The 21,764-nt window shown below is 34.7% G+C and carries 23 protein-coding genes; 16 read left to right on the top strand and 7 right to left on the bottom strand.

Translation table 11 applies throughout. From position 1 onward, the window contains the following. Window positions 1-358 precede the first annotated feature (358 nt). Both IKV95_RS07660 and IKV95_RS07655 read left to right on the top strand, forming a co-directional pair. On the top strand, window positions 359-1,039 hold the full coding sequence (locus IKV95_RS07660) for a hypothetical protein (RefSeq protein ID WP_069133588.1): 681 nt from the start codon (window positions 359-361) through the stop codon (window positions 1,037-1,039). A 4-nt stretch (window positions 1,040-1,043) separates the two neighbouring features. After that, the gene (locus tag IKV95_RS07655; RefSeq protein ID WP_198400959.1) at window positions 1,044-1,619 is read left to right on the top strand and encodes an ATP-binding cassette domain-containing protein; all 576 of its coding nucleotides are present in this window, start codon (window positions 1,044-1,046) and stop codon (window positions 1,617-1,619) included. 71 nt (window positions 1,620-1,690) lie between these two features. Here IKV95_RS07655 and IKV95_RS07650 read toward each other — a convergent pair whose 3' ends face one another. Together IKV95_RS07650 and IKV95_RS07645 are read right to left on the bottom strand one after the other, a co-directional pair. Next, on the bottom strand, window positions 1,691-1,879 hold the full coding sequence (locus IKV95_RS07650; RefSeq protein WP_029092368.1) for a hypothetical protein: 189 nt from the start codon (window positions 1,877-1,879) through the stop codon (window positions 1,691-1,693). Window positions 1,880-2,070: 191 nt separating this feature from the next. After that, window positions 2,071-2,712: a YczE/YyaS/YitT family protein gene (locus IKV95_RS07645; protein WP_051457315.1), complete on the bottom strand. Its 642-nt coding sequence runs from the start codon at window positions 2,710-2,712 to the stop codon at window positions 2,071-2,073. Window positions 2,713-2,836: 124 nt separating this feature from the next. On the opposite strand from IKV95_RS07645, the gene IKV95_RS07640 reads away from it, so the two are divergent. Then, window positions 2,837-3,106 carry a UPF0223 family protein gene (locus IKV95_RS07640; RefSeq protein WP_029092366.1) on the top strand — a complete coding sequence of 90 codons (270 nt, stop codon included), beginning with the start codon at window positions 2,837-2,839 and terminating at the stop codon, window positions 3,104-3,106. A gap of 13 nt (window positions 3,107-3,119) precedes the next feature. Continuing rightward, window positions 3,120-3,773: an alpha/beta fold hydrolase gene (locus tag IKV95_RS07635; protein WP_287451600.1), complete on the top strand. Its 654-nt coding sequence runs from the start codon at window positions 3,120-3,122 to the stop codon at window positions 3,771-3,773. Window positions 3,774-4,070: 297 nt separating this feature from the next. Here the strand turns inward: IKV95_RS07635 and IKV95_RS07630 are convergent, their stop codons facing one another. Together IKV95_RS07630 and IKV95_RS07625 are read right to left on the bottom strand one after the other, a co-directional pair. Next, a complete protein-coding gene (locus IKV95_RS07630; RefSeq protein ID WP_029092363.1) occupies window positions 4,071-5,015 on the bottom strand; it encodes a magnesium transporter CorA family protein in 945 nt (314 codons plus the stop codon). 232 nt (window positions 5,016-5,247) lie between these two features. Beyond that, the gene (locus tag IKV95_RS07625; protein WP_069118778.1) at window positions 5,248-5,865 is read right to left on the bottom strand and encodes a YktB family protein; all 618 of its coding nucleotides are present in this window, start codon (window positions 5,863-5,865) and stop codon (window positions 5,248-5,250) included. A 162-nt stretch (window positions 5,866-6,027) separates the two neighbouring features. Here IKV95_RS07625 and IKV95_RS07620 point away from each other — a divergent pair, with 162 nt between their 5' ends. Together IKV95_RS07620 and typA are read left to right on the top strand one after the other, a co-directional pair. After that, the gene (locus IKV95_RS07620) at window positions 6,028-6,822 is read left to right on the top strand and encodes an inositol monophosphatase family protein (RefSeq protein ID WP_069118779.1); all 795 of its coding nucleotides are present in this window, start codon (window positions 6,028-6,030) and stop codon (window positions 6,820-6,822) included. 130 nt (window positions 6,823-6,952) lie between these two features. Next, complete coding sequence (typA, locus tag IKV95_RS07615) at window positions 6,953-8,782, top strand: translational GTPase TypA (protein WP_029092360.1); 1,830 nt, start codon at window positions 6,953-6,955, stop codon at window positions 8,780-8,782. A gap of 97 nt (window positions 8,783-8,879) precedes the next feature. Here the strand turns inward: typA and IKV95_RS11205 are convergent, their stop codons facing one another. Further along, the gene (locus IKV95_RS11205) at window positions 8,880-9,083 is read right to left on the bottom strand and encodes a YlaI family protein (protein WP_157759363.1); all 204 of its coding nucleotides are present in this window, start codon (window positions 9,081-9,083) and stop codon (window positions 8,880-8,882) included. Window positions 9,084-9,244: 161 nt separating this feature from the next. Between IKV95_RS11205 and IKV95_RS07610 the strand changes: the two genes are divergently transcribed. From IKV95_RS07610 to IKV95_RS07600, 3 genes are all read left to right on the top strand, one after another. Continuing rightward, window positions 9,245-9,523 carry an Fpa/YlaN family protein gene (locus tag IKV95_RS07610; RefSeq protein WP_029092359.1) on the top strand — a complete coding sequence of 93 codons (279 nt, stop codon included), beginning with the start codon at window positions 9,245-9,247 and terminating at the stop codon, window positions 9,521-9,523. A 115-nt stretch (window positions 9,524-9,638) separates the two neighbouring features. Continuing rightward, complete coding sequence (locus tag IKV95_RS07605) at window positions 9,639-10,814, top strand: FtsW/RodA/SpoVE family cell cycle protein (protein ID WP_287451599.1); 1,176 nt, start codon at window positions 9,639-9,641, stop codon at window positions 10,812-10,814. Between the two features lie 232 nt (window positions 10,815-11,046). Then, window positions 11,047-14,481 (top strand): pyruvate carboxylase, encoded by a 3,435-nt coding sequence (locus IKV95_RS07600; protein WP_029092357.1) that lies wholly within the window; start codon window positions 11,047-11,049, stop codon window positions 14,479-14,481. A gap of 224 nt (window positions 14,482-14,705) precedes the next feature. Here IKV95_RS07600 and IKV95_RS07595 read toward each other — a convergent pair whose 3' ends face one another. Further along, the gene (locus tag IKV95_RS07595; RefSeq protein ID WP_029092356.1) at window positions 14,706-15,623 is read right to left on the bottom strand and encodes a COX15/CtaA family protein; all 918 of its coding nucleotides are present in this window, start codon (window positions 15,621-15,623) and stop codon (window positions 14,706-14,708) included. Between the two features lie 209 nt (window positions 15,624-15,832). Here IKV95_RS07595 and cyoE point away from each other — a divergent pair, with 209 nt between their 5' ends. From cyoE to IKV95_RS07560, 7 genes are all read left to right on the top strand, one after another. Beyond that, on the top strand, window positions 15,833-16,738 hold the full coding sequence (gene cyoE / locus IKV95_RS07590; RefSeq protein ID WP_227001962.1) for a heme o synthase: 906 nt from the start codon (window positions 15,833-15,835) through the stop codon (window positions 16,736-16,738). Between the two features lie 69 nt (window positions 16,739-16,807). Then, entirely contained in the window at window positions 16,808-17,872 is a 1,065-nt protein-coding gene (locus tag IKV95_RS07585) for a CAP domain-containing protein (RefSeq protein WP_287451598.1), read from the top strand. 61 nt (window positions 17,873-17,933) lie between these two features. Then, window positions 17,934-18,383, top strand: a complete 450-nt coding sequence (locus tag IKV95_RS07580; RefSeq protein ID WP_069118782.1) for a YlbF/YmcA family competence regulator — start codon at window positions 17,934-17,936, stop codon at window positions 18,381-18,383. A 13-nt stretch (window positions 18,384-18,396) separates the two neighbouring features. Then, window positions 18,397-18,675, top strand: a complete 279-nt coding sequence (locus IKV95_RS07575) for a YlbG family protein (RefSeq protein WP_036027628.1) — start codon at window positions 18,397-18,399, stop codon at window positions 18,673-18,675. A gap of 28 nt (window positions 18,676-18,703) precedes the next feature. After that, a complete protein-coding gene (gene rsmD / locus IKV95_RS07570; protein WP_069125687.1) occupies window positions 18,704-19,258 on the top strand; it encodes a 16S rRNA (guanine(966)-N(2))-methyltransferase RsmD in 555 nt (184 codons plus the stop codon). Between the two features lie 5 nt (window positions 19,259-19,263). Then, window positions 19,264-19,752 carry a pantetheine-phosphate adenylyltransferase gene (coaD, locus tag IKV95_RS07565; RefSeq protein WP_069118784.1) on the top strand — a complete coding sequence of 163 codons (489 nt, stop codon included), beginning with the start codon at window positions 19,264-19,266 and terminating at the stop codon, window positions 19,750-19,752. Then, complete coding sequence (locus tag IKV95_RS07560) at window positions 19,749-20,807, top strand: SepM family pheromone-processing serine protease (protein ID WP_029092349.1); 1,059 nt, start codon at window positions 19,749-19,751, stop codon at window positions 20,805-20,807. Before coaD ends, IKV95_RS07560 begins: the two co-directional genes overlap by 4 nt. 78 nt (window positions 20,808-20,885) lie before the next feature. Here IKV95_RS07560 and IKV95_RS07555 read toward each other — a convergent pair. Then, a partial coding sequence (locus IKV95_RS07555) for a nucleotidyltransferase family protein (protein ID WP_287451597.1) occupies window positions 20,886-21,764 on the bottom strand: 879 nt, incomplete at its 5' end.

Raw genomic sequence — 21,764 nt, 5'->3', positions numbered from 1 at the left:
TGAGGGGTTCTTTTTTTTGTAAATACAGCAAAATATAGTAGAGGTGAAAATTAGGAATCTACTTAGTTGATTAATCTGCTTTTTAAAGATAAGCAACTTGTTCCATAGTTGCTTTATAATGCGGCGTATGTTAAGTTTGTTTTGTCAATAGCCAGTTTTTTTAAATAGATAGTATATATTTTTCGTCTGGAAGGAATACCATCAAAATATTTAAAGAAATTTGAAACATCTTAAATTGACGGAATATTCAGATTTTTATCCTGGTATTTATTGCTTAATACAGAAGATTCCCAAAGTGAAATATGTTCAGGTGAAAGAAAAATCGAAATTATCACCATTTCCATAAAGGAGGGGAAACATGTTAACCGTTGTTAAATCCTATGCAGTATTTAATCTTAAAATGCTTTTGAAAGACAAAATTCCGTTACTGTGGTCAATTTTACTACCGGTAATAACGTTTTTTATGAATCGAAAAAATGTTAACAATGAATGGGATTTATCCTATTGGTGGGTCTATATTATCGTTTGCTGTTATATATACGGAGTGGGTCTTTATGCTTTACAGTTAAAAGAAACTGGTAGCTTAAAGACTATTTTTTCTATTAAAAATTCACCATTGTATTTTTTTCTTGGTAATCTATTAACGCAAGTTATATTCAGTTTTATTAGTGTGAATTTATTAAATTTAATAGTAGTTACAATTTTACCACTATCCTTTTTCAAATTATTAATTTATAGCACATTAACAATTTTCGCTTGTATTCCAGTAGCTTTTTTAGGCTACAATATTACTTTGCTAAAGAAAATACATGCAAATACAGTGAATTCAATATTCACTATAGTCATTTTTAGTTTGTTTATCCTTTTGAATACTAATCATGCTATCAATAAATATAATCCACTATTGAATTTGGCGAACTTGCTAATAAGTCATAGCGTAAAAGATATCTTTATCTTTGTTTTATCTGCAATAGTAATTATAATGTTAAGTCTTTATGCTGTATTAAAGTTTGAACCAACTTCAAATGAAAGAAGGTAGGCTAATGATTGAAATAAAAAACTTAACGATTCCTTTTGTGGATAAACAAATTAACATGACAATCTCAAAAGGATATAATTTATTAGTTGGTGATAATGGGGTTGGAAAAACATTGTTATTGGATTATATATCCGGATTGAAAAAAACTAAGGGAAATTGTATTTTTGGGAATGAAAAAATCATTTACATTAATCAACATATTTATTTTTCGGATCGTTTATCAGGAATGGATTTTTTGAAATTTAGTTATGGGATAGACGACAATAAAAATATCAGCTCTTTTTTTGATTTAAGTGATAATATAATTGAAAGAAACGATCTTAATAATTTGTTAAAAAAGCAATGGGGAATGTTATCGGGTGGAGAAAAAAGATTTCTTTATGTTATTATTTTGTTATCTTTAGATAAAGATTGGTATATTTTAGATGAACCATTTGCTTCTATCGATAAAAAAAGAAAGCTACTTTTGTACAAACTTATAAATGTTAAATTAGCTGAGGGAAAAGGTATCATTTTAACAACGCATGAAGAGAGTGAAGAAGTGTTAAGTGCAATCGATACTATTTTGGAAATGGGTTAATTTGAGTAGGGCATTATACTTTTTCATAAATAAAAAACCAGTTGGAATTTCCAACTGGTTTTTGCTTGATATTACTTACCGAATAAATTTTTAACTTTATCAATAATACTATTTGTATCGAAGTTTTCTGTTAGTGCTTTTGCTTTTTCAGCATATTCACCTAAACCATCTTTATGTTCAGCGATAAAATCTTTTGCACCTTCTATTTTTCCTTCACCTACAAGTTCGTTTACTTTGTTTAACATTTCGTCTTTATTCAATCTAACCACTCCATTCAAACATTTTGGTAGAACAGGCGAAACCATCTTAGACATTCATGCTAAGATACTTTTAGTATAACTGTAGTTTGTGAAAAGTGAAAGTGAATTGTATTGTTAATAAAATGGCTAACATATAATCGGGTGCCAACAATGATTTTAATTACTGATGTTAAGGGTGACAATTTTAATTATTACTTATTTGAAATTTGTGCATTTAATTTTAAATTCGGGAAAAAATATTTGTCGAAAAAGACAATGAAATAGCCCATAAATAAAAATGAAAAAAGTGTAGCAACGTTAACGGCATATAAATTACCGCTTACTATCCAAAATACTAATGAGCCGAGTAATGGAATTGAAAGGCTTGTTATTTGTGCCTTAACAACATTGCCACGATAAACTTGTAGTCTGAATATTTGTAATAACTCGTCTACTGGATGCAATACGACATTTAAGCGTAAATAAATTGAAACTCCTGCGGCAATAAAAATAATACCAAGAATATTTAAAGCTAAGCGAATGGTATAAGATTCAATTGTGATATCCGGTAAGATGTAATACCATAAATCAACAAGATAGCTAAAGGATAGTAAAAACAAAAGGTTAAACATTGATCTTTTGACTGATGAATCTTTGTAAGCGAAATAGTTTATAATAAGTGCCGTTACTCCAACAACAGTTAATGTTACACCAATCGGTACTTTGAAAAAAAAGGCGGCATTTGTTGCAAGTCCAGTCCAGGGTGCGCTACCGAGATTTATTTTAATCGTAAGGGCGTTGCCAAATGCATTAAGATTGAGCGATATAAAGAGGTAAATCAAAATCTTTTTCATAAAATCCTCCAGCTATTATTTTGTTAAATGAACGTTTATTCTCTTTCTATAGTGTAATCCTTTTGTTTAAGTAAGAATAGCCTTATAATAAAATATGTTGAATAAAGATAAAGGAGTGGTGAAAATGAATAACTATAGTTATCCAATAGATGTTGCTTGGACAACAAATGAAACAATCGCTGTTGTTGAGTTTTTACAAAAAATAGAATCTGCTTATGAAAAAGGGATTGCTGTGGAAGATTTGCAATCAGCTTATAAAGAATTCAAAAAAGTAGTTAAAAGTATTGGTGAAGAAAAGCGCTTAGGTGCAGATTTTGAAAAAGAAAGCGGCTATTCAATTTATCGTACAATTCAAGAGATGAAATCGACAACACGTAAAATAGTGAAAATGTGAGAAGAGGTCGATTATGAAAATTACGGTTAATGGTATTGAGTTAAACTATGTCCAGTCAGGCAGTGGTCCGGTAGTATTGTTGCTACATGGTAATGGTGAGGATCATCAGGTTTTTGAAAAATTACAAGCCAAATTAGCAGATAATTATACTGTTTATGCGATTGATAGTCGCAATCATGGTGAGAGTACACAGACAACTGATTATAGTTATGAAACGATGGCGCAGGATATCGTGGCATTTGTTGCTGAGCTGAAATTACAACCCATTCGAATAATCGGTTTTAGTGATGGTGCAATCATTGGAATTAAATTGGCACTTCTTGGAATACCGATGGAAAGACTGGCATTATTAGGTGTCAATTTATCACCAGCTGCGTTTAAAAAAGCAGAGTATATGCTTTTGGAATTGGAATATCAGCAAACTAAATCACCTTTAATTAAATTGATGCTAGATCAACCGCAAATAAGATTGGAAGAAGTTAAAATAATAAATATTCCAACATTAGTTATTGCGGGAGAAAATGATGTTTTTCGTCCAGAAACGTTTAGCGAGTTAGCAAAGGCTTTACCGCAAGCTGAACTGTTAGTCTTTGAAAATGAGACACACGATAGTTATGTGATTAATCCGAATAAGCTAGTAGATTCGTTAAAGTTATTTTTGAAATAAGACTTAATTTAAAAAGCTTGTATTGTCCTGATAAAAACAATCAGAATAATACGGTTTTTTTAATTTAGTGTGCGTTCTAAAATTTAAAAGGCAATATAGTGATTGTAATAATGTCATTATATTGCCTTTTTCAATTTTATTCAGTTTTGAGAGAGCTATCAGAACCTTTATTATTTCCAGTTCTAATAGCTAAAACTTTTAAAAATTTCAAAAACCACCCGATGACTGTAAAAATATCATCAAGTGGTTTTTTCCAATTCTTTTTAGTTTTAAATGAGCTATCAGAACCTTTAGGTTTTAAAAGAATTTCTTTTTAGAGAAAACAAAGGCTGTGACTACTGCAATGATTATTGCGAAGCCAATTGCGATTATCCACCCATATTCATTATTCATAAATGGTAATTTAACGTTCATACCGTAAAAACTGAATACCATTGTTGGGAATGAGAGGATGATTGTGACTGATGTAAGGTATTTCATAACAATATTCATGTTGTTACCAATGATAGAAGCATAGGCATCCATCATCCCGCTTAAAATATTGCTATGTATATCGGCCATTTCAAGACCTTGACGATTTTCGATAATAACGTCTTCCAACAGGTCTTGGTCTTCCTCATACATGCGAATCATATTTTGACGAAACATCTTATCTAACACTAATTTATTTGATTTCAAAGAGGTAACGAAGTACACTAAACTTTTTTCGATTCCCATGAGATCATACAATTGTTTGTTCTTCATTGAACGATGTAGTTCTTTTTCAATTCGATCTGAATGACGGTTTAAACGTTTGAGTAAACGTAAGTAACTTGTCGAAACAAGATATAGAATTTGTAGAGCGAAACGCGTTTTCATGTGCGTATAGAAATTGCGCACTTTTTGATGAATGAATGATTGTAAAATTGGTGAGTTTTCTGAACAGACGGTAATAAACACTTTATTGGTGATAATAATCCCCAACGGCATTGTTTCGAATGAGATAGAGCTCACATCATCATCAGTGTTCTCAATAGGGAAATCGGCAATGATAAGCACATTATCATCTTCACGTTCGATACGAGAACTTTCATCATTATCAAGTGGGTCACGTAAAAATTCAACCGGCACGCTTGTTTGTTCTACAATTTGGTTGATTTCTTCCGTTGTTGGGCTGACTAAGTTAATCCAGCATTGGTCTTCAATTTCTTGTAATTCGAGCAATTGGCCTGAAGCCATGTCTGTTTTGAAAATTTGTAGCATAATTGAAACCTCCTCATTTTATAACGACTATTAGTGGGAAGGCAGAACCAGAAACAAGAGCCTGTTAAAGCTGTTAGGACACATACTGTTCCTGTCCTGCTGCTCTGACTGGGGGTCTGGTTCTTGCGGTTTATTTATTACGTTCATATATACAGGCTCCTTTCGAGATATTCTCAACCTTATTAGTATAGCTAAAATTAGTTGATTTATCAATGGTAAGGTTATGATAGCGCTATAATGACATCGCTAACTTATATATCGGCAACAGTTTAGTGAAGCTCTCTTCAATTTCCTTTTCAAGTGCTAATGGCTCTTGCAAAAGAGGCTCGTCTTTTAAAATTACTTTTCCGACCATAAATTCGCCTTTTTTTACTGTTTTGAATCGAGTTAATGTTTCTGTAAGATTATCTTTTGTCAAAGGCAGATAATCTTTTGCAGTATGATCAGGCGAAATAACAAAATCTTCGGGTAAAGATTGAAAGAGTTCTTGGTTATCTAAAAACGAATCTGAAATAGTTGTTCGGTTTTCTGTTTCATATATAAATGCAAGGTAGAGGAAGATATAGTCGTTCCAAATACCAACTTGGAAATGGGGATGCTTCTTGTATCCACGTTTATTGTGGCAAATACCCAACCATGTGCTATCAGGAGGGTTTACAGAACGTCGAGCATGTTTCGCTACATGTAAGAACATTTCGTTGCCTAGAGAGGCACTGAGGTGTGTTGTTAGTGATTCGCCTAATTCATAAAATTTAGGCTGAATTGTCTCTTTCAAGAATGCCATCCTTAAATCTAATCCAGGGAGATTCATTTTTTGAAAGTCTTCTTTTGGAAAGCCGTTAAATGTCATATGGGTGGTGCCTCCTAAATTATAATTATTCTTATTTATACAATTATAACGGAATATAGGCAAACATAACAGCAAGGGATTTATTTTATAGCAAAGGGGTATCACTCATTGAATAAGGATGTGTTAAAATAAAAGGATAATCAAACTGAAAGAGGTGTTTACATGAATACAAAAGAGATTGATCGTCTTGCACGAGAGTGGTTGCTTGAAGCGGGTGGCATTATCAAGCAAGAGGTGGCGGAGTGTAAATATCAGATTAGTGAAAAAACGGGGCCTAGTGACTTGGTAACTAGTGTAGATAAAAAAATCGAAAAGTTTTTTGCGAAAAAAATTGCTGAGTTTTTTCCAACACATCAATTGGTGGCTGAAGAAGATGATGCGCATAAATTCAGCACCTTTAAAGGCGTTACCTGGATACTTGACCCCATCGATGGCACACTGAATTTTGTTCAACAACAAGCGAACTACGCCATTTCTTTAGGAATATTTGAAGAAAATCACGGACAATTAGCATATGTATTTGATGTTGAGCGCGGTTCGGTGTATAGTTGTATAGTTGGCGAAGGAGTCTTTGTTGATAATGTTAAAGTTGAACGTTTACGTGTTGACCCATCGCTGGAAGAAAGTTTGCTGATTATGAATTTTGGAATTATAGCTTCCAACTATTTAAATCTAGCTGATGCCGGCAGGCGTGCTCGTGCAGTGAGACTTTATGGTGTTGCGTCACTTGAAATGATGGCAGTAATTGTAGGGCAAGCAGATGGTTACATATCACGCAGTTTAATGCCGTGGGATATTGCTGCAGGTTACATCATGGCAAAAGAATTAAATTTAGAAGTCACACGTATTGATGGCAGTGAAATAAATGTCTTGGAAACTGGTAGCTTAATGATAGCATCAAAAGAAGTTCATCAAACATTAAGCACTGACTATATAAAAAAGACAGAAATTAATTAGTCAAAAATAAAAACTTGTGATATAATCTTTAATTGTGTAAAAAGATTTTTTTTTAGGACTAAATCTCAGCTATAAAATGCCTCTTTTGGCAGTAGTATAGAATCGAATAAGTAGGAGTGAAAATAAGAAAATGACAAAACGTACAGATTTAAGAAACGTTGCAATTATCGCCCATGTCGATCATGGTAAAACAACGATCGTCGATGAATTATTAAAACAATCAGGGACATATAATGACCATGAGCAAGTTGAAGAACGTGCAATGGATAGCAATGCCATCGAAAAAGAACGTGGTATTACAATCTTAGCTAAAAACACTGCAATCAACTATAAAGGTACTCATATCAACATCATGGATACACCTGGACACGCCGATTTTGGTGGAGAAGTAGAACGTATCATGAAAATGGTAGACGGTGTATGTTTAATCGTTGATGCTTATGAAGGTACAATGCCGCAAACACGTTTTGTATTGAAAAAAGCTCTTGAGCAAAAATTAACACCAATCGTTGTAGTAAACAAAATTGACCGCCCTTCAGCACGTCCTGAAGAAGTTGTTGATGAAGTTTTAGAATTATTCATCGAATTAGGTGCAGATGATTCTCAATTAGAATTCCCAGTTGTTTACACATCAGCTCTTAACGGAACAAGCTCATTAAGCTCTGATCCTGCTGATCAAGAATCAACTATGGACCCTGTATTTGACTTAATCGTTGATGCAATTCCTGCTCCAGAAGATAACTCTGATGAAGCATTACAATTCCAAGTATCATTGTTAGATTACAATGACTATGTTGGTCGTATTGGTATCGGACGTGTTTTCCGTGGAACAATGTCAGTTGGACAATCGGTATCATTAATTAAATTAGACGGTACAGTTAAAAACTTCCGTGTAACTAAATTATTTGGTTTCCTTGGTCTTAAACGTGTTGAAATTCAAGAAGCTAAAGCTGGTGATTTAATTGCCGTTTCTGGTATGGAAGACATTTTCGTAGGTGAAACTGTTACTCCTCAAAACCAATTAGATGCTTTACCAGTTCTTCGTATTGATGAACCAACACTTCAAATGAAGTTTGTTACTAACAACTCACCATTTGCTGGTCGTGAAGGTAAATTCGTAACATCACGTAAAATTGAAGAACGTCTTTTAGCTGAATTACAAACAGATGTTTCTTTACGTGTAGAACCTACTGAAACACCTGATGCATGGATCGTTTCTGGTCGTGGAGAGTTACACTTGTCAATTCTTATCGAAAACTTACGTCGTGAAGGTTTCGAATTACAAGTTTCTAAAGCAGAAGTTATCGTTCGTGAAATCGACGGTAAAAAATGTGAGCCTTACGAAGATGTTCAAGTTGACGTTCCTGAAGAATACATGGGTGGCGTAATTGAATCATTATCTTCTCGTAAAGGTGAAATGAAAAACATGGAAAACAACGGTAGCGGACAAGTTCGTTTACAATTCCTTGTTCCTTCTCGTGGTTTAATTGGATACACAACTGAATTCATGTCATTAACACGTGGATACGGTATCATCAACCATACTTATGATAGCTACCAACCTGTACAAAAAGGTTACGTAGGTGGACGTCGTATTGGTGCACTTGTTTCTATGGAAACTGGTAAAGCTACGACTTACGGTATCATGCAAGTTGAAGACCGTGGAACTATCTTTGTTGAACCAGGTACTGAAATTTATGAAGGTATGATTGTTGGGCAAAATGCCCGTGACGGTGATATCACTGTTAACATCGTACGTCAAAAACAAATGACTAACGTTCGTTCTGCTAACAAAGATCAAACTAACGTTATCAAAACACCACGTAAATTAACGCTTGAAGAATCATTAGAATTCTTAGCTGATGATGAGTACTGTGAAGTAACTCCTGAATCAATTCGTTTACGTAAAAAAATCTTGAACAAAAACGAACGTGAAAAAGCACAAAAAAAATCTAAATAAGCGTATCGTAAAAACATCTGGGGATATTTTCCTCAGATGTTTTTTTTTGATAAAAAAACCCCTTGAGTCTCAACAATAGGCTCAAGGGGTTAGCATTTTATAGTCGGTAAAACGATTCGCTTTTAGGACGGTGAGGATCGTAATTTTTTGAATTGATCCGAATCAATGTCTGTTGCGAAATCCGTTTAGTGCATTTAGGACATGTATATAAATACAGCGGATGGTTTCTTATTTTTTTTGAATCAATACTGCTATCATCAATTTCTTCTCGTGAATCACAAAGAACACATTGAACTTTCATAAATATCACCTCATACATCTTATAATATATTAAAAGTGTTGAAATTTCAAAATTTTATTATCATTTTTTTTTTGAGGCCTGTTTCCAATTGCACCCAATATTTTAACATGCTATACTAAGGTAAAGTATTGGGCAGTGAATAAAACTAAAGGGCGTGGCGTATGATGAACGAAAAAGAAATGAAGCGTCAAGCATATGATGCTTTGAAAACCGATGCAAACCGCATTTGGAAACTTATAAAAGTACAGATGGATAATCTTACATTACCGCAATGTCCAGCTTATGAAGAAGTCTTAGATACACAAATGTACGGACTATCACGCGAAATCAACTTCGCAGTTCGTGTGGGTTTAATCGAAGCCGATAAAGGTAGAGATATTATGATGACTCTTGAACGTCAACTAGCTAGTTTACATGAGTCTGTGACATTCAACAAATAAATTAGTGCGATTGTTTATTTTAGGAATAATCGTTCAATGAATTTTATAAAATAAAAAATAGGGTGCGCTGTGCTCTATTTTATTTTTATCCTTTAATATAGAATGGAAGATGATAATGCCTGACTCAACAAGAAAAGGTATCTTAAAAAACATACGATTTTTTGATTATGGCATACTGATTACGACGCTAGCTCTCGTTATATTTGGTTGTATCATGGTATACAGTTCAAGTTTAACAATAGCGATTGCAAAAGAAGTTCCGCCATATTATTTTTTTAGTAAGCAAATTAAATTTGCTGTAATTGGGATTTTCGTTTTTTTCTTTTTCGCAAATTTTAATTATCGCTTTTTTTACCGTGAAAAGGTTCAGTATTGGATGGTTATTATTAGCTTAGCCTCATTGGTAGCTGTTTTACTATTTGCTAAAGAAATTAATGGTTCGAAAAGTTGGTTGTTCGGTATTCAACCAGCAGAATTTTGTAAGATAGCACTTATTCTTTATCTTGCGCGTTGTTATAGTTCGAAAAAAACAGATACACCCTTAACGACCAATCAATTGTTTAAACCCCTTGTGATTTTCGGCTTTTATATCATTACGATAATTGCTGAACCCGATGTGGGAATGTCACTAATGTATGCAGGGATTACCTTGTTTTTAATTGCTGGGTCAGGTTTAGAATTTAAAAAATTGGCTAAATTATATGCGGGCTTTATTTTAATAGTAGGATTTGTATATATATTGGTAATAAATATTCCTCAAATGTTTATCTCGGTTCTAGGGCAAAATAGGGCGAATCGTTTGATTAGTTTTGCTGATCCTTTTCAGTATGAGGGTACAACAGGACATCAAGTTATCAACTCATACTATGCTATTGGTTCAGGTGGTTTTTTTGGGCAGGGCTTGGGTAACAGTGTCCAAAAATTAGGTTATCTACCCGAAGCACATACGGATTTTATCATTGCAGTTGTAGCTGAAGAACTTGGTTTTATGGGAGTTGCATTTGTGATTTTAGGAATCGGTTACCTAATATATCGCTGTATTCGTGTAGGTTTAGAATCAACCGATAGTTTTGCAACACTCATTTGTTATGGGGTTGGAAGTTGGTTATTTGTACAAACTGCCATCAATCTTGGTGGTGCAACAGGTTTAATGCCTTTAACTGGTGTGGCCTTACCTTTTATAAGTGCTGGTGGTTCATCATTAATAGCGCTGTTAATTCCATTGGGAATTGTTACAAACATAAGTATGAAGAATAAGCGTCGCAGATTAGAACAAACGACAAAAAGTTAAGATGAATTAAACGGATATATTCTGTGATTGCACAGAATATGTTCGTTTTTTTAACTAATATGAGGTTATTTTTATAAAAAAGGTTAACAAAAAAATAATCTTTTCTCAAAAATACGAAAGTTTTAGAATCAATACCAAAATAATATTTTACTTTAGTAACGAACTAATATTATAATGTAAAGATAAGTATCAACTTGCTAAATAGATGTTCCAATCACATAGGAGGTTTATTATGAAAAACATACAAAAAGTTTTGGTGGCAAACCGAGGGGAAATTGCCATACGTATTCTACGAGCGTGTAATGAATTAAATATTAAAACTGTCGCAGTTTACTCAAAGGAAGATGCAGCTTCATTGCATCGTTTTAAAGCTGATGAGTCATATCTTGTAGGTGAAGATAAAAAACCAATAGATGCATATTTGGACATAGAAGATATCATTAGAGTGGCTAAAGAAGTGGGTGCTGATGCAATACACCCTGGTTACGGATTTTTATCAGAGAACTTAGAATTTGCGAAACGTTGTGAGGAAGAAGGCATCAAGTTTGTCGGACCTAAACCAATTCATTTAGATATGTTTGGTGATAAAATCAAAGCTAAAGAACAAGCTGTATTAGCAGGTATCCCTGTTATTCCAGGTTCAAATGGACCCGTTTCGGATTTAGAAGAAGTAAAAGCTTTCGCTAATGAAGTAGGTTATCCAATTATGGTCAAAGCTGCTCTTGGTGGTGGTGGACGTGGAATGCGTATCGTCAACAATGAGAGTGAAGTTAAAGATGGTTTTGAACGTGCTTCTTCTGAGGCGAAAGCTGCTTTTGGGAATGATGAAGTGTATGTTGAAAAATGTATTATCAATCCAAAACATATCGAAGTTCAAATTTTCGGAGATGATTTCGGAAATATTGTGCATTTATTTGAACGTGATTGTTCGGTACAACGTCGTCACCAAAAAGTTGTTGAAGTAGCGCCTTGTGCAACGCTTAGCGATGAACGTCGTGCGCTTATCTGTGATGCTGCAGTTAAGTTAATGAAAAATGTTGATTATGTAAATGCTGGAACAGTTGAATTTTTAGTTTCTGATGAAGGTTTTTACTTTATCGAAGTTAACCCTCGTGTTCAAGTAGAGCATACAATTACAGAATTAATTACAGGTATTGATATCGTTCAAACACAACTTTATGTTGCAGATGGTATGAATATTTTTGATAAAGAAGTAGGAGTTCCTGCTCAAAAAGATATCCGTATCAATGGTTCTGCTATTCAATGTCGTATTACAACAGAAGACCCATTGAATAACTTTATGCCAGATACAGGTGTTATTAATACATACCGTTCTCCAGGTGGTTTTGGTGTGCGTTTAGATGCAGGTAGTGGTTTCCAAGGAACTAAGATCACACCTTATTACGATTCATTGCTCGTTAAGATTTGTACTTGGGGTATGACGCTTGATCAAGCTGCACGTAAAATGGAACGTAACTTGCGCGAATTCCGTATCCGTGGCGTTAAAACTAACATTTTGTTCTTGAAAAATGTAGTTGAACACCCTAACTTTATTAGCGGTAACTACAATACATCGTTTATTGACTCAACGCCTGAATTATTTGAATTCCCACAATTACGAGATCGTGGTAGCAAAACATTACGCTATATTGGTAATGTAACAGTAAACGGCTTCCCTGGAATTGATCACAAGGAAAAAGAATTATTTGATGCCGTTCGTTATCCGAAAATTGATCTTAGTGTTGCGCCTCCAGCAGGAACAAAACAAATATTGGAACAGGGTGGACCTCAAGCAGTTGTTGATTGGATTAAAGAGCGTAATGAAGTATTACTAACAGATACAACTTTACGTGATGCACATCAATCGTTATTAGCTACTCGTGTGCGTTCTAAAGACATTACAAGCATTGCACCTGCTATGGCTCGTTTATTACCAAACATGTTCTCTTATGAGATGTGGGGTGGGGCAACGTTCGATGTTGCTTATCGTTTCTTAAATGAAGATCCATGGTCACGCTTAGAAACTTTACGTAAACAAGCACCAAATGTATTGTTCCAAATGTTATTACGAGGAGCAAATGCAGTTGGATATATGAATTATCCTGACAATGTCGTGCGTGAATTCGTTAAACAATCAGCTGATTCAGGTATCGATGTTTTCCGTATTTTTGATAGTCTTAACTGGATTCCAAACATGGAAACAGCAATCGAAGCAACAAAAGACGCTAATAAAATTGTAGAAGCAACAATCTGTTATGCAGGTGATATTCTTGATGAAAATCGTCCGAAATACAATATCGATTACTATAAAAACTTAGCGAAAGATCTTGTCTCTGTCGGAGCTGATATTTTAGCTATTAAAGATATGGCTGGTATTTTAAAACCACAAGCTGCTTATCGTTTAATAAGTGAGTTAAAAGATACAGTGGATATTCCAATTCACTTACACACTCATGATTCAAGTGGTAATGGTAACTACACTTATGCAGCTGCAATTAGTGCAGGGGTTGATATTGTCGATGTAGCAACAAGTGCGATGTCTAGTTCAACATCACAACCAAGTATGACAACGTTATACTACGGTCAAGTGAATGGTAGTCGTACACCGAATTTAAACCCAGAAAACTCTCAAGCAATCAACCGTTACTGGGAAGATGTTCGTCGTTATTACACAGACTTTGAAAATGGTCTTAATGCACCGCAAACAGAGATTTATGATCATGAGATGCCAGGTGGACAATACTCTAACTTACAGCAACAATCACGCGCTGTTGGTTTAGGCGATCGTTGGGAAGAAGTTAAGACAATGTACATGAAAGTAAACTTGTTGTTCGGTGACATTATTAAAGTAACACCTTCATCTAAAGTAGTCGGAGATATGGCACTCTTTATGGTGCAAAATGATCTGGATGAAGAAAACATCTATGAAAAAGGTTTAGCAGTTGATTTCCCTGAGTCTGTAATTTCATTCTTTGAAGGTCAATTAGGACAACCTTATCAAGGTTTCCCAGAAAAATTACAATTGGTTATCTTGAAGGACCGTGAAGCAATTACTGTACGACCAGGTACTTTGTTAGAGCCAATCAACTTTGATGATGTGAAAACTGAATTAGCAGGATTAATTGGTTATGAACCATCAGAGCAAGAAATTATTTCTTATGTATTGTATCCAAAAGTATTTGTAGATTACACTAAAATGGTTGAACAATATGGTGATTTAACAAAATTAGATACACCTACATTCTTTAAAGGTATGCGTTTGGGCGAGCAAATTGAAGTTGAAATTCAACGTGGTAAATCATTGAATATTAAACTTAACTCAATTTCACAAGCTATGCCAGATGGTACGCGAGTGTTCTACTTCGAATTAAATGGACAACCACGTGAAGTGACAATTAAAGATAATAACGTTACAAGCACAATAGCAACTCGACGTAAAATTGAGCCTTCAGTACGAGGACATGTTGGTGCAACAATGCCAGGAAGCGTGTTACAAGTACTTGTATCACCAGGTGATAAAGTTGAAAAAGGTCAACCAATCTTGATTACAGAAGCAATGAAGATGGAAACGACAATTCAAGCACCATACGACAGCACAGTGAAACAAGTGTATGTTGTAGCCGGAGACGCAATTGAAACCGCAGATCTATTAGTTGAATTAGATTAAAGCGCAAGTAACTTCAGCCTTTTAACATTGTAATACTGAAAAAATCACTCATTAGACTAAGGAATTAAAACTGTTATAGACTTGTTCAATTCTATATACCTGTTTTAATTTCAAGTCTAGTGAGTTTTTATATTTTTATCTTTTTAGTATTTTAAAGTAACTTAAAATAAAAAAGCCCACACATTCAATTGAATGTGTGGGCTTACTCATATAGAAAAGTAATGCTAATCGTTGTTGTGTTCACGACGGCCACTGCGTAATGCAATAAGTCCGAGGTAACTCAAGATAGCAAAGATAACCGTAATTGTTAAAGAATGAAGTAACGCAATAACAAGGTTAACGTTTGAATCAACACTAGCGATTCCTAGTAATATTTGAACGAAGATGAGTATCACAAGTAGCGCTGAGCATGAACGTAATACCTTAGAGTGGCTATAGTATTTGAAGACGTGCCAAGCGAGCCAAGCAATCCAAATAGCCATTATTAACGCGGCGGCGCGGTGAATCAATTGAACAATCTGTGGTGTTGTTACAGGCATTACAAATTTTCCGTCTTCGAACATAAAGGAGGGTAATGCAAGACTTGCATCCATATGACGAACCAACGCTCCTGTATAAATAGCGATATAAGTGAAAATAATTAGATAGTAAATACTGTAGCGAACTTTTTTATGCATAATAACAGATTTAGCATCAAACTTCATATCAATTTCGAAGATAAATAAACCTAACATGACAATTGAAGCGTAAGAAATAATTGAAATTCCGAAATGAAGCGCCATGATAATTGCATTTTGTCCCCAAACTACTGCCATTGCACCCATGAAAGCTTGCAATATAAGAAAGACAACAGAAGTGATGACAATAATTTTTGTTTCTTTACGATCTTTTACGTATTTCCATGATAAAACTGCTAATAAAATAACAAATATAGAAGCAAGTCCAGTTGAAAGTCTGTGGAAGACCTCAATTAATTTTTCTAATGTTACATCTGTTAAGTTAACTAATTGTCCCTCACATAGTGGCCAAGTTGCACCACAGCCGTCAGCAGATCCCGTTTTTGTTACTAGTGCCCCGCCAAATACTACGACAGTCATTAAGAATATTGTAAGGATAGATAGTACTTTCATAAACTTATTCATTAATATAGAGACCTCTCTTTCATATGTACAATCACTGTTAATTTTACCTTAAAAAGAAGTAAATCCCAATAGTTAAAAAAGTTTATTTGGGTATTTGTGTCTAAAATAAGTCAGAACAATTAGATGGTTTATCGCTTCATAAATGTGTTATATTGATGTAAGAGCTTTATTTTTATATAGGAAAAAATGTAATGTAAGGAGTTTGAATGATGACGGAAAAAACACTAGATACAAACAAAACGACAGCGAAGTTAACAATCAAGGATTTAACAGGTCTCGTTAAAATGGGAATTGTTGATTCAAACACCATCGCTGCCTTTGCAGGTTTATGGTTAGCAATGCATTTTACGAATACACCATTCTTAGAAAACATTACTACAGTAATATTTTTAGTAGTTGGAGTTGCTGCTATAATTGCAGGTGCTGGCTGCTGGAATAATTATTTTGACAGAGATATCGATGGTTTAATGGAGAGAACAAAGGATCGTCCGACGATTACTGGTCGTATTACTCCAAAAACAACATTAGTAGCATTTATTGTCCTGACAATTTTGGGTGAAATATTGCTATTTATGACAACGCCGTTAGCTGGTATATTTGGATTAATTGGTGTGTTCCTTTATAACGTTGTTTATACAATGTGGGCAAAACGTAAATTAGTTTCAAATACGATTATTGGTTCTTTTTCAGGAGCAATGCCACCGTTAATCGGGTGGTTCGCCATTACGCCAACTATTCAACAGCCAGCAATTATGCTTTTCTTGCTAATGTTTTGCTGGCAACCAGCGCACTTTTATGCAATTGCAATCCGTCGTAAAGATGATTATGCAGCAGCGGGAATACCGATGTTACCAGTTGTTAAAGGTGTGGAACGAGGACGTAAGAGTATTTTATTATGGGTTGGTTTCCTAACAGTATTACCATTCTTTATGTTTGATTTTGGGATTGTTTATGTTATTTTAGCAACTGTACTTAATGTAATTTGGATTGTTTTAGGTTTACGCGGCTATAAAACAGCAGAGCCTTATAAATGGGCAACGTTAATGTTTATATACTCGTTAAATTATCTCGTTATTTTATTTGTAGCGATGATGATTATTGCACCTTTTGTATAAAGACGATAAGATGTTAACAGATACTAAATAGTATCTGTTAATTTTTTTTTATAGGAGAGAGATAAACAAATGAAAAGTTTTTTAAAAGTTATTGTATTGTTTTTAATTTTTATGGTAATAGCCTATTCTTCTCCTCTGATTAATCGTGAAGACAGTACTGCTTTGTTTAAAAGTTATGATGCAAAGCAAGGTAATCTTAAAATGAAAGTTGATTCAAAAGAAACGCCTATCAAATATAATGAAGAAAAAAGTATTGCACAATATATTGGTAAACCCTTTTCTTTAATTGAAAAAAAATATGGTAAGCCTAATAGAATGTATGCAACACCCTATGAATATGATAATTATGTTTATAATAAGGGCCAAGAAGGGTACTTGATAGTTGGTGTAAAGGCGGATAAAGTCGTTCGTTTTTATGTCGCCGGTAATGAAATACCTGTGAGCCCGTTTACTATTGATATGCCGTCTGACCAAGTGATTAATCGTTTTGATTTACAGACTGAAATTATGGTGGAGTCTCCAATCGGGAAATACCAATTAAGTTTGGCAGAAGATGATCTCTATTCAAGACCACTATTGAAAGTATCAAAAGGAATATATGCACAATTGACAATGGATGCGACAACTCATAAATTATTCAGTGTTTCTTTCATGGATAGTGAAACGCTAGTAAAGATGCGTCCGTATGAATCGGTTTATGATGGTGATATTTATGAACCACCTAAATTTTCCGATAAGCAATGGGTTAATATGAACCGTGGTATGAGTTTAGATGTTGAAGAGCTAACCAACCTTTATCGAGAAAAGGAAGGCTTGAATCCGCTTAAGCTAGACAAAAATTTAACAACAGAAGCGGAACTGCATAGTAAAGATATGTATGAAAATGAATTTTTCAATCACGAATCACCAAATCGTGGTGATTTAACAACAAGATTAGCGCATTTAAATAAAAATAACGTTGATGAGCAAGAAAATTTAGCGGCGAATTATGTTGATGGTATTGCTACTTTTGGTGCTTGGTTGAATTCACCCAATCATTTACAGAAAATACGAACTGAAAAAGCAAATATTATGGGTGTAGGTGGCTATCGTTTCTACTTAACACAGATTATTGTAGAAGAAGAACAAGAGTGACAGACTTGTGGGAAAGAAGTATAATTAGTAAGTATAAACAACAAAAGAAAGGATGAATAAAATGTTTGCAACTTATCAAAGTATTGAAGTGCTTGATTTAGCTGACGAGTTATCTGAAATGATTAATCAATCAGAAGCAATGGCTGATTATCACTCTGCAAAACGAGCGACTTTTGAAAATAAAGATACACAAGAAAAAATCAAAAAATTTGCAGCAATGAAAGAACGTTTTGATGAGGTTCAACGTTTTGGGCGTTATCATCCAGATTATAAAGAGACAAATCGAGAAACGCGTCGTTTAAAGCGTGAATTAGATATGGATGAAGTTATTATTACCTATCGTCAGGCTGAAATGCAAGTCCAGTCATTGCTTGATCAAGTGGGTATTATGATTGGTGAAAGTGTGTCCGAACAAGTCAAAGTACCTGTTGGTAATCCTTTTTTTGAAGGTAAGCGTCGTCATGGTGGCGGTTGTAGTACAGGTGGCGGCTGTGGCTGCTCAACAGGATAAGGAGGAAATAGTTATGTCATTTACACCAATAGAACGACAAGGAATTGTTGTCTGGGGACATCATTTTAAGCAATTAAAAACGCTACGACGTTATGGTCATTTACAATATACCTCACGTCGACTCAAGTATGGTGTTTTTTATTGTAATGTAGCAGATGTTGAAAGTACAATTGCTAAATTAGAAACATTGAATTGGGTAAAGAAAATTGAAGTGTCAGAAAGACCAAATATAAAAACAACATACACAACAGTAGAGGACCCTAATCTTGAATTAGAATACCATTCACTGTAACAGGTGTGTGCTTTAAAGGAGCGGAAAGATGAGAGTTGTAGCGGGATCTGTAAGAAATCATCAATTAAAGGCAGTGCCAGGAGATAAAACACGTCCAACGACGGATAAAATTAAAGAATCGATGTTTAATATCATTGGTCCTTATTTTGATGGTGGAAAAGCGTTGGATTTATTTGCTGGTAGTGGTGGATTAGGTATTGAAGCTTTGAGTCGTGGGATTGAAGAAACTGTTTTTGTAGATCAGGCAGCACCGGCGATTAAAATTATTCAAGAAAACATAGCAAAGTGTCACTTGGAAGAACGCGCGATTGTTAAAAAAGGTGAAGCATTACAAACGTTAAAACAATTGGGTGCGTCAGGTGAATCTTATCAATTGATTTTTTTGGATCCGCCCTATAACTTTCATGAAATGGATGCACTTTTAATTAAAATTGAAGAATTGAAGATGGTTACAACTTCTTCAATCATTATAGTAGAGCATGAAAAAACGTACGAACTAGAGGATACTATTGGTGGATTTAAGCGTTTTAAACAAGCGCTTTACGGCATTACAAGCCTAAGCTTTTATGAATTAGGAGAGTGATTTATATGAAAACGGCTGTTTATGCAGGTACGTTTGATCCTTTGACCAAAGGACATTTAGATATTATTCAAAGAGCAGGAAAACTATTTGATCGTGTTATCGTGGTGGCGATGGTTAATTCAAGCAAATCAACTTTGTTTACACTGGAGGAACGCCTCTTGCATTTACGTGATAGTGTAGCAGGTTTAACTAATGTTGTGGTTGATCATTCAGATAAATTAGCGGTTGATTATGCACGTTCCGTTAATGCGACCACTTTTGTAAGAGGAATTCGTAATGAAGTTGACTATCGTTATGAATGGCCAGTAGCAACAATGAACGCGGATTTAGAACCTGAAATAGATACTGTTTTTATACTTGCACGTCCTAAAAATGAAGTGATTAGTTCTTCAATCGTCAAAGAGATTGCTCTTTATGGGCAAGCTGTTGATAGTTATGTTCCGGCAATAGTTGCGGAGGCATTACAAAATAAATTTAAGAAGGTAACTGAATGAATAAAATACTGAAGCGACTCCTGTTAGTTATTATTGTATTAGCTGTTTTAGCGGTAATACTAATCCCACTGCCTTACTATATTACCAAACCAGGTACGACTGAAAAGTTAGGTGAATTAGTTAAAGTTGAAGGGAAAGCTGATAATAAAAACGGCAGTTTTAGTTTGACGACCATTGGATTACAACATGCTACGGCATTAACATTAACGATTGCTAAATTTTCAAAATATCAAGAAATTGATAAAGAAAGCGAAATTCGCACAGAAGGTGAAACAGAAGCACAATTTAATGTAAGACAAATGTATTATATGAATAGTGCTAAAAACAATGCAATTGAAGCGGCATTCACCAAAGCGAACAAGCCCTTTAAATCAGAATATAATGGTATTTTTGTTTTATCTATGACTGAAAACAGTGATGCACGTCGCTTTTTAAAAGAAGGTGATACGATTCATGCTGTAGATGGTAAAAAATTTAAAACATCTGAAGAATTTGTTAAATACGTTGGCACGAAAAAAATCGGAGAAAAAATTAACATTACCTATACAAAAGCAAATGAATCGAAAGAACGAACTGATAAAGTAAAAATGGTTGATATCGATAAAAAAGGACGTGCCGGAATCGGTATTACTTTAGTCGACGATAAAAATGTGCAAACAACTCCGAAAGTAACTGTGAAGACAGATAAAATTGGCGGCCCTTCAGCTGGTTTTATGTTCTCATTAGAAATTTTAAGCGATTTAACACGCGAAGATTTGACACGTGGTTATGATATTGCAGGAACTGGAACAATCGAACCTGATGGAACAATTGGACGTATTGGTGGTATTGAAGAGAAAATTGTAACGGCTCATAAAGCGGGAAAAGATTATTTCTTAGCACCGGATGATACGATTACCAAAGAAATGAAAAAAGCTAAACCAGGTATTAAAACTAATTATGCAGATGCGGTGAAAGTTGCGAAAGATTTAGGGACAGATATGAAAATTATACCTGTTAAAACGCTAGATCAAGCAGTTGAAGTATTACGTGAATTACCACAAAAAAATAAATAAGCGAAGACCACGTTAGGATTTAAACACTAATGTGGTCTTTTTTTGTTCGTATAGTTAATTTTGAAAATATCTTTATTTTTATACTCTGATCACTCCATTTGTATAATCGTTATCATCGAGTTTATTAAAGGGAAGTTGATAGAGCATCGTGGCGCGTTCATCAAGGTTGGTAATACCTGCGGGTGCTTTTGAAAAAGTTGAAATAAGCGGATAGCGCAAGACTTTTTTATAATGTCCCAAATAGGCTTGTCCTTTTTTAGTCATTCCTAATACGTGGTGGTAAGGGTGTTGTTGATGATAGCTAAACTCATCTTCAGTCAGTTGTATAAGAATACTTAAAGCCATACGTTGGATGCGATTTGTCGTATAACGTTTAGTTTTCACTTGGGACAACCATTCAGCGAAACTAGAGGCTTTTTTTGCACATGCAATCAAGCGGTATTCAATTCCTTCAACGATATTATGTAGCTTGGCGATGTTCTCGGGTGATTGTATACAGAGTTGATAATGCAGTAGTGGCCAGTAATCTTCCCAAGAATGTAAGTCAGTACCCTCAAGCAGTGTTTGGGTGCTGAGAGGTATATAAGAATCGCTTTTTTCACCACGAAGTAAAAGCTGACGTATGGCTGTTCCACTTGCGAAACTTTCGTCAGTGGCTGTGGCATCATTATGATTGGCACCAATCCTGTTGAGGGGTAATAACTCCATCGGGTTCTCACCGATATGATTAGCTAATGCGTAATGAAACCCAAGTAGAATGTTTGGTTGGCGCAAATCGAAAGTTGGCCAGCGTGAGGCGGTTAGTTCTTCCCATGTCTGCGTCACTGCAATGCCATAAGGGATGTTATCCTCGAGCTTCTTTTTGATGATTAAGTTGAAACTGTCCTCATTTTGATGATAAAAGGCAGCTAATTCGTCGTAAGGGAGCGCTTCGCCTTTTTCTGTCCCAAAGCATAG

This window comes from Brochothrix sp. (assembly GCF_017549435.1).
In the GTDB taxonomy this organism is placed as follows: Bacteria; Bacillota; Bacilli; order Lactobacillales; family Listeriaceae; genus Brochothrix; species Brochothrix thermosphacta.
The sequence above is the reverse complement of the archived record's forward strand: the minus strand, read 5'-3'. Positions and strand labels throughout refer to the sequence as shown.

Bases quoted from the DNA above. Each gene is read 5' to 3' on its own strand.
- IKV95_RS07660 (WP_069133588.1), top strand. From the start codon at position 359: ATGTTAACCGTTGTTAAATCCTATGCAGTATTTAATCTTAAAATGCTT.
- IKV95_RS07655 (WP_198400959.1), top strand. From the start codon at position 1,044: ATGATTGAAATAAAAAACTTAACGATTCCTTTTGTGGATAAACAAATT.
- IKV95_RS07645 (WP_051457315.1), bottom strand. From the start codon at position 2,712: ATGAAAAAGATTTTGATTTACCTCTTTATATCGCTCAATCTTAATGCA.
- IKV95_RS07640 (WP_029092366.1), top strand. From the start codon at position 2,837: ATGAATAACTATAGTTATCCAATAGATGTTGCTTGGACAACAAATGAA.
- IKV95_RS07635 (WP_287451600.1), top strand. From the start codon at position 3,120: ATGAAAATTACGGTTAATGGTATTGAGTTAAACTATGTCCAGTCAGGC.
- IKV95_RS07630 (WP_029092363.1), bottom strand. From the start codon at position 5,015: ATGCTACAAATTTTCAAAACAGACATGGCTTCAGGCCAATTGCTCGAA.
- IKV95_RS07625 (WP_069118778.1), bottom strand. From the start codon at position 5,865: ATGACATTTAACGGCTTTCCAAAAGAAGACTTTCAAAAAATGAATCTC.
- IKV95_RS07620 (WP_069118779.1), top strand. From the start codon at position 6,028: ATGAATACAAAAGAGATTGATCGTCTTGCACGAGAGTGGTTGCTTGAA.
- typA (WP_029092360.1), top strand. From the start codon at position 6,953: ATGACAAAACGTACAGATTTAAGAAACGTTGCAATTATCGCCCATGTC.
- IKV95_RS11205 (WP_157759363.1), bottom strand. From the start codon at position 9,083: ATGAAAGTTCAATGTGTTCTTTGTGATTCACGAGAAGAAATTGATGAT.
- IKV95_RS07610 (WP_029092359.1), top strand. From the start codon at position 9,245: ATGATGAACGAAAAAGAAATGAAGCGTCAAGCATATGATGCTTTGAAA.
- IKV95_RS07605 (WP_287451599.1), top strand. From the start codon at position 9,639: ATGCCTGACTCAACAAGAAAAGGTATCTTAAAAAACATACGATTTTTT.
- IKV95_RS07600 (WP_029092357.1), top strand. From the start codon at position 11,047: ATGAAAAACATACAAAAAGTTTTGGTGGCAAACCGAGGGGAAATTGCC.
- IKV95_RS07595 (WP_029092356.1), bottom strand. From the start codon at position 15,623: ATGAATAAGTTTATGAAAGTACTATCTATCCTTACAATATTCTTAATG.
- cyoE (WP_227001962.1), top strand. From the start codon at position 15,833: ATGACGGAAAAAACACTAGATACAAACAAAACGACAGCGAAGTTAACA.
- IKV95_RS07585 (WP_287451598.1), top strand. From the start codon at position 16,808: ATGAAAAGTTTTTTAAAAGTTATTGTATTGTTTTTAATTTTTATGGTA.
- IKV95_RS07580 (WP_069118782.1), top strand. From the start codon at position 17,934: ATGTTTGCAACTTATCAAAGTATTGAAGTGCTTGATTTAGCTGACGAG.
- IKV95_RS07575 (WP_036027628.1), top strand. From the start codon at position 18,397: ATGTCATTTACACCAATAGAACGACAAGGAATTGTTGTCTGGGGACAT.
- rsmD (WP_069125687.1), top strand. From the start codon at position 18,704: ATGAGAGTTGTAGCGGGATCTGTAAGAAATCATCAATTAAAGGCAGTG.
- coaD (WP_069118784.1), top strand. From the start codon at position 19,264: ATGAAAACGGCTGTTTATGCAGGTACGTTTGATCCTTTGACCAAAGGA.
- IKV95_RS07560 (WP_029092349.1), top strand. From the start codon at position 19,749: ATGAATAAAATACTGAAGCGACTCCTGTTAGTTATTATTGTATTAGCT.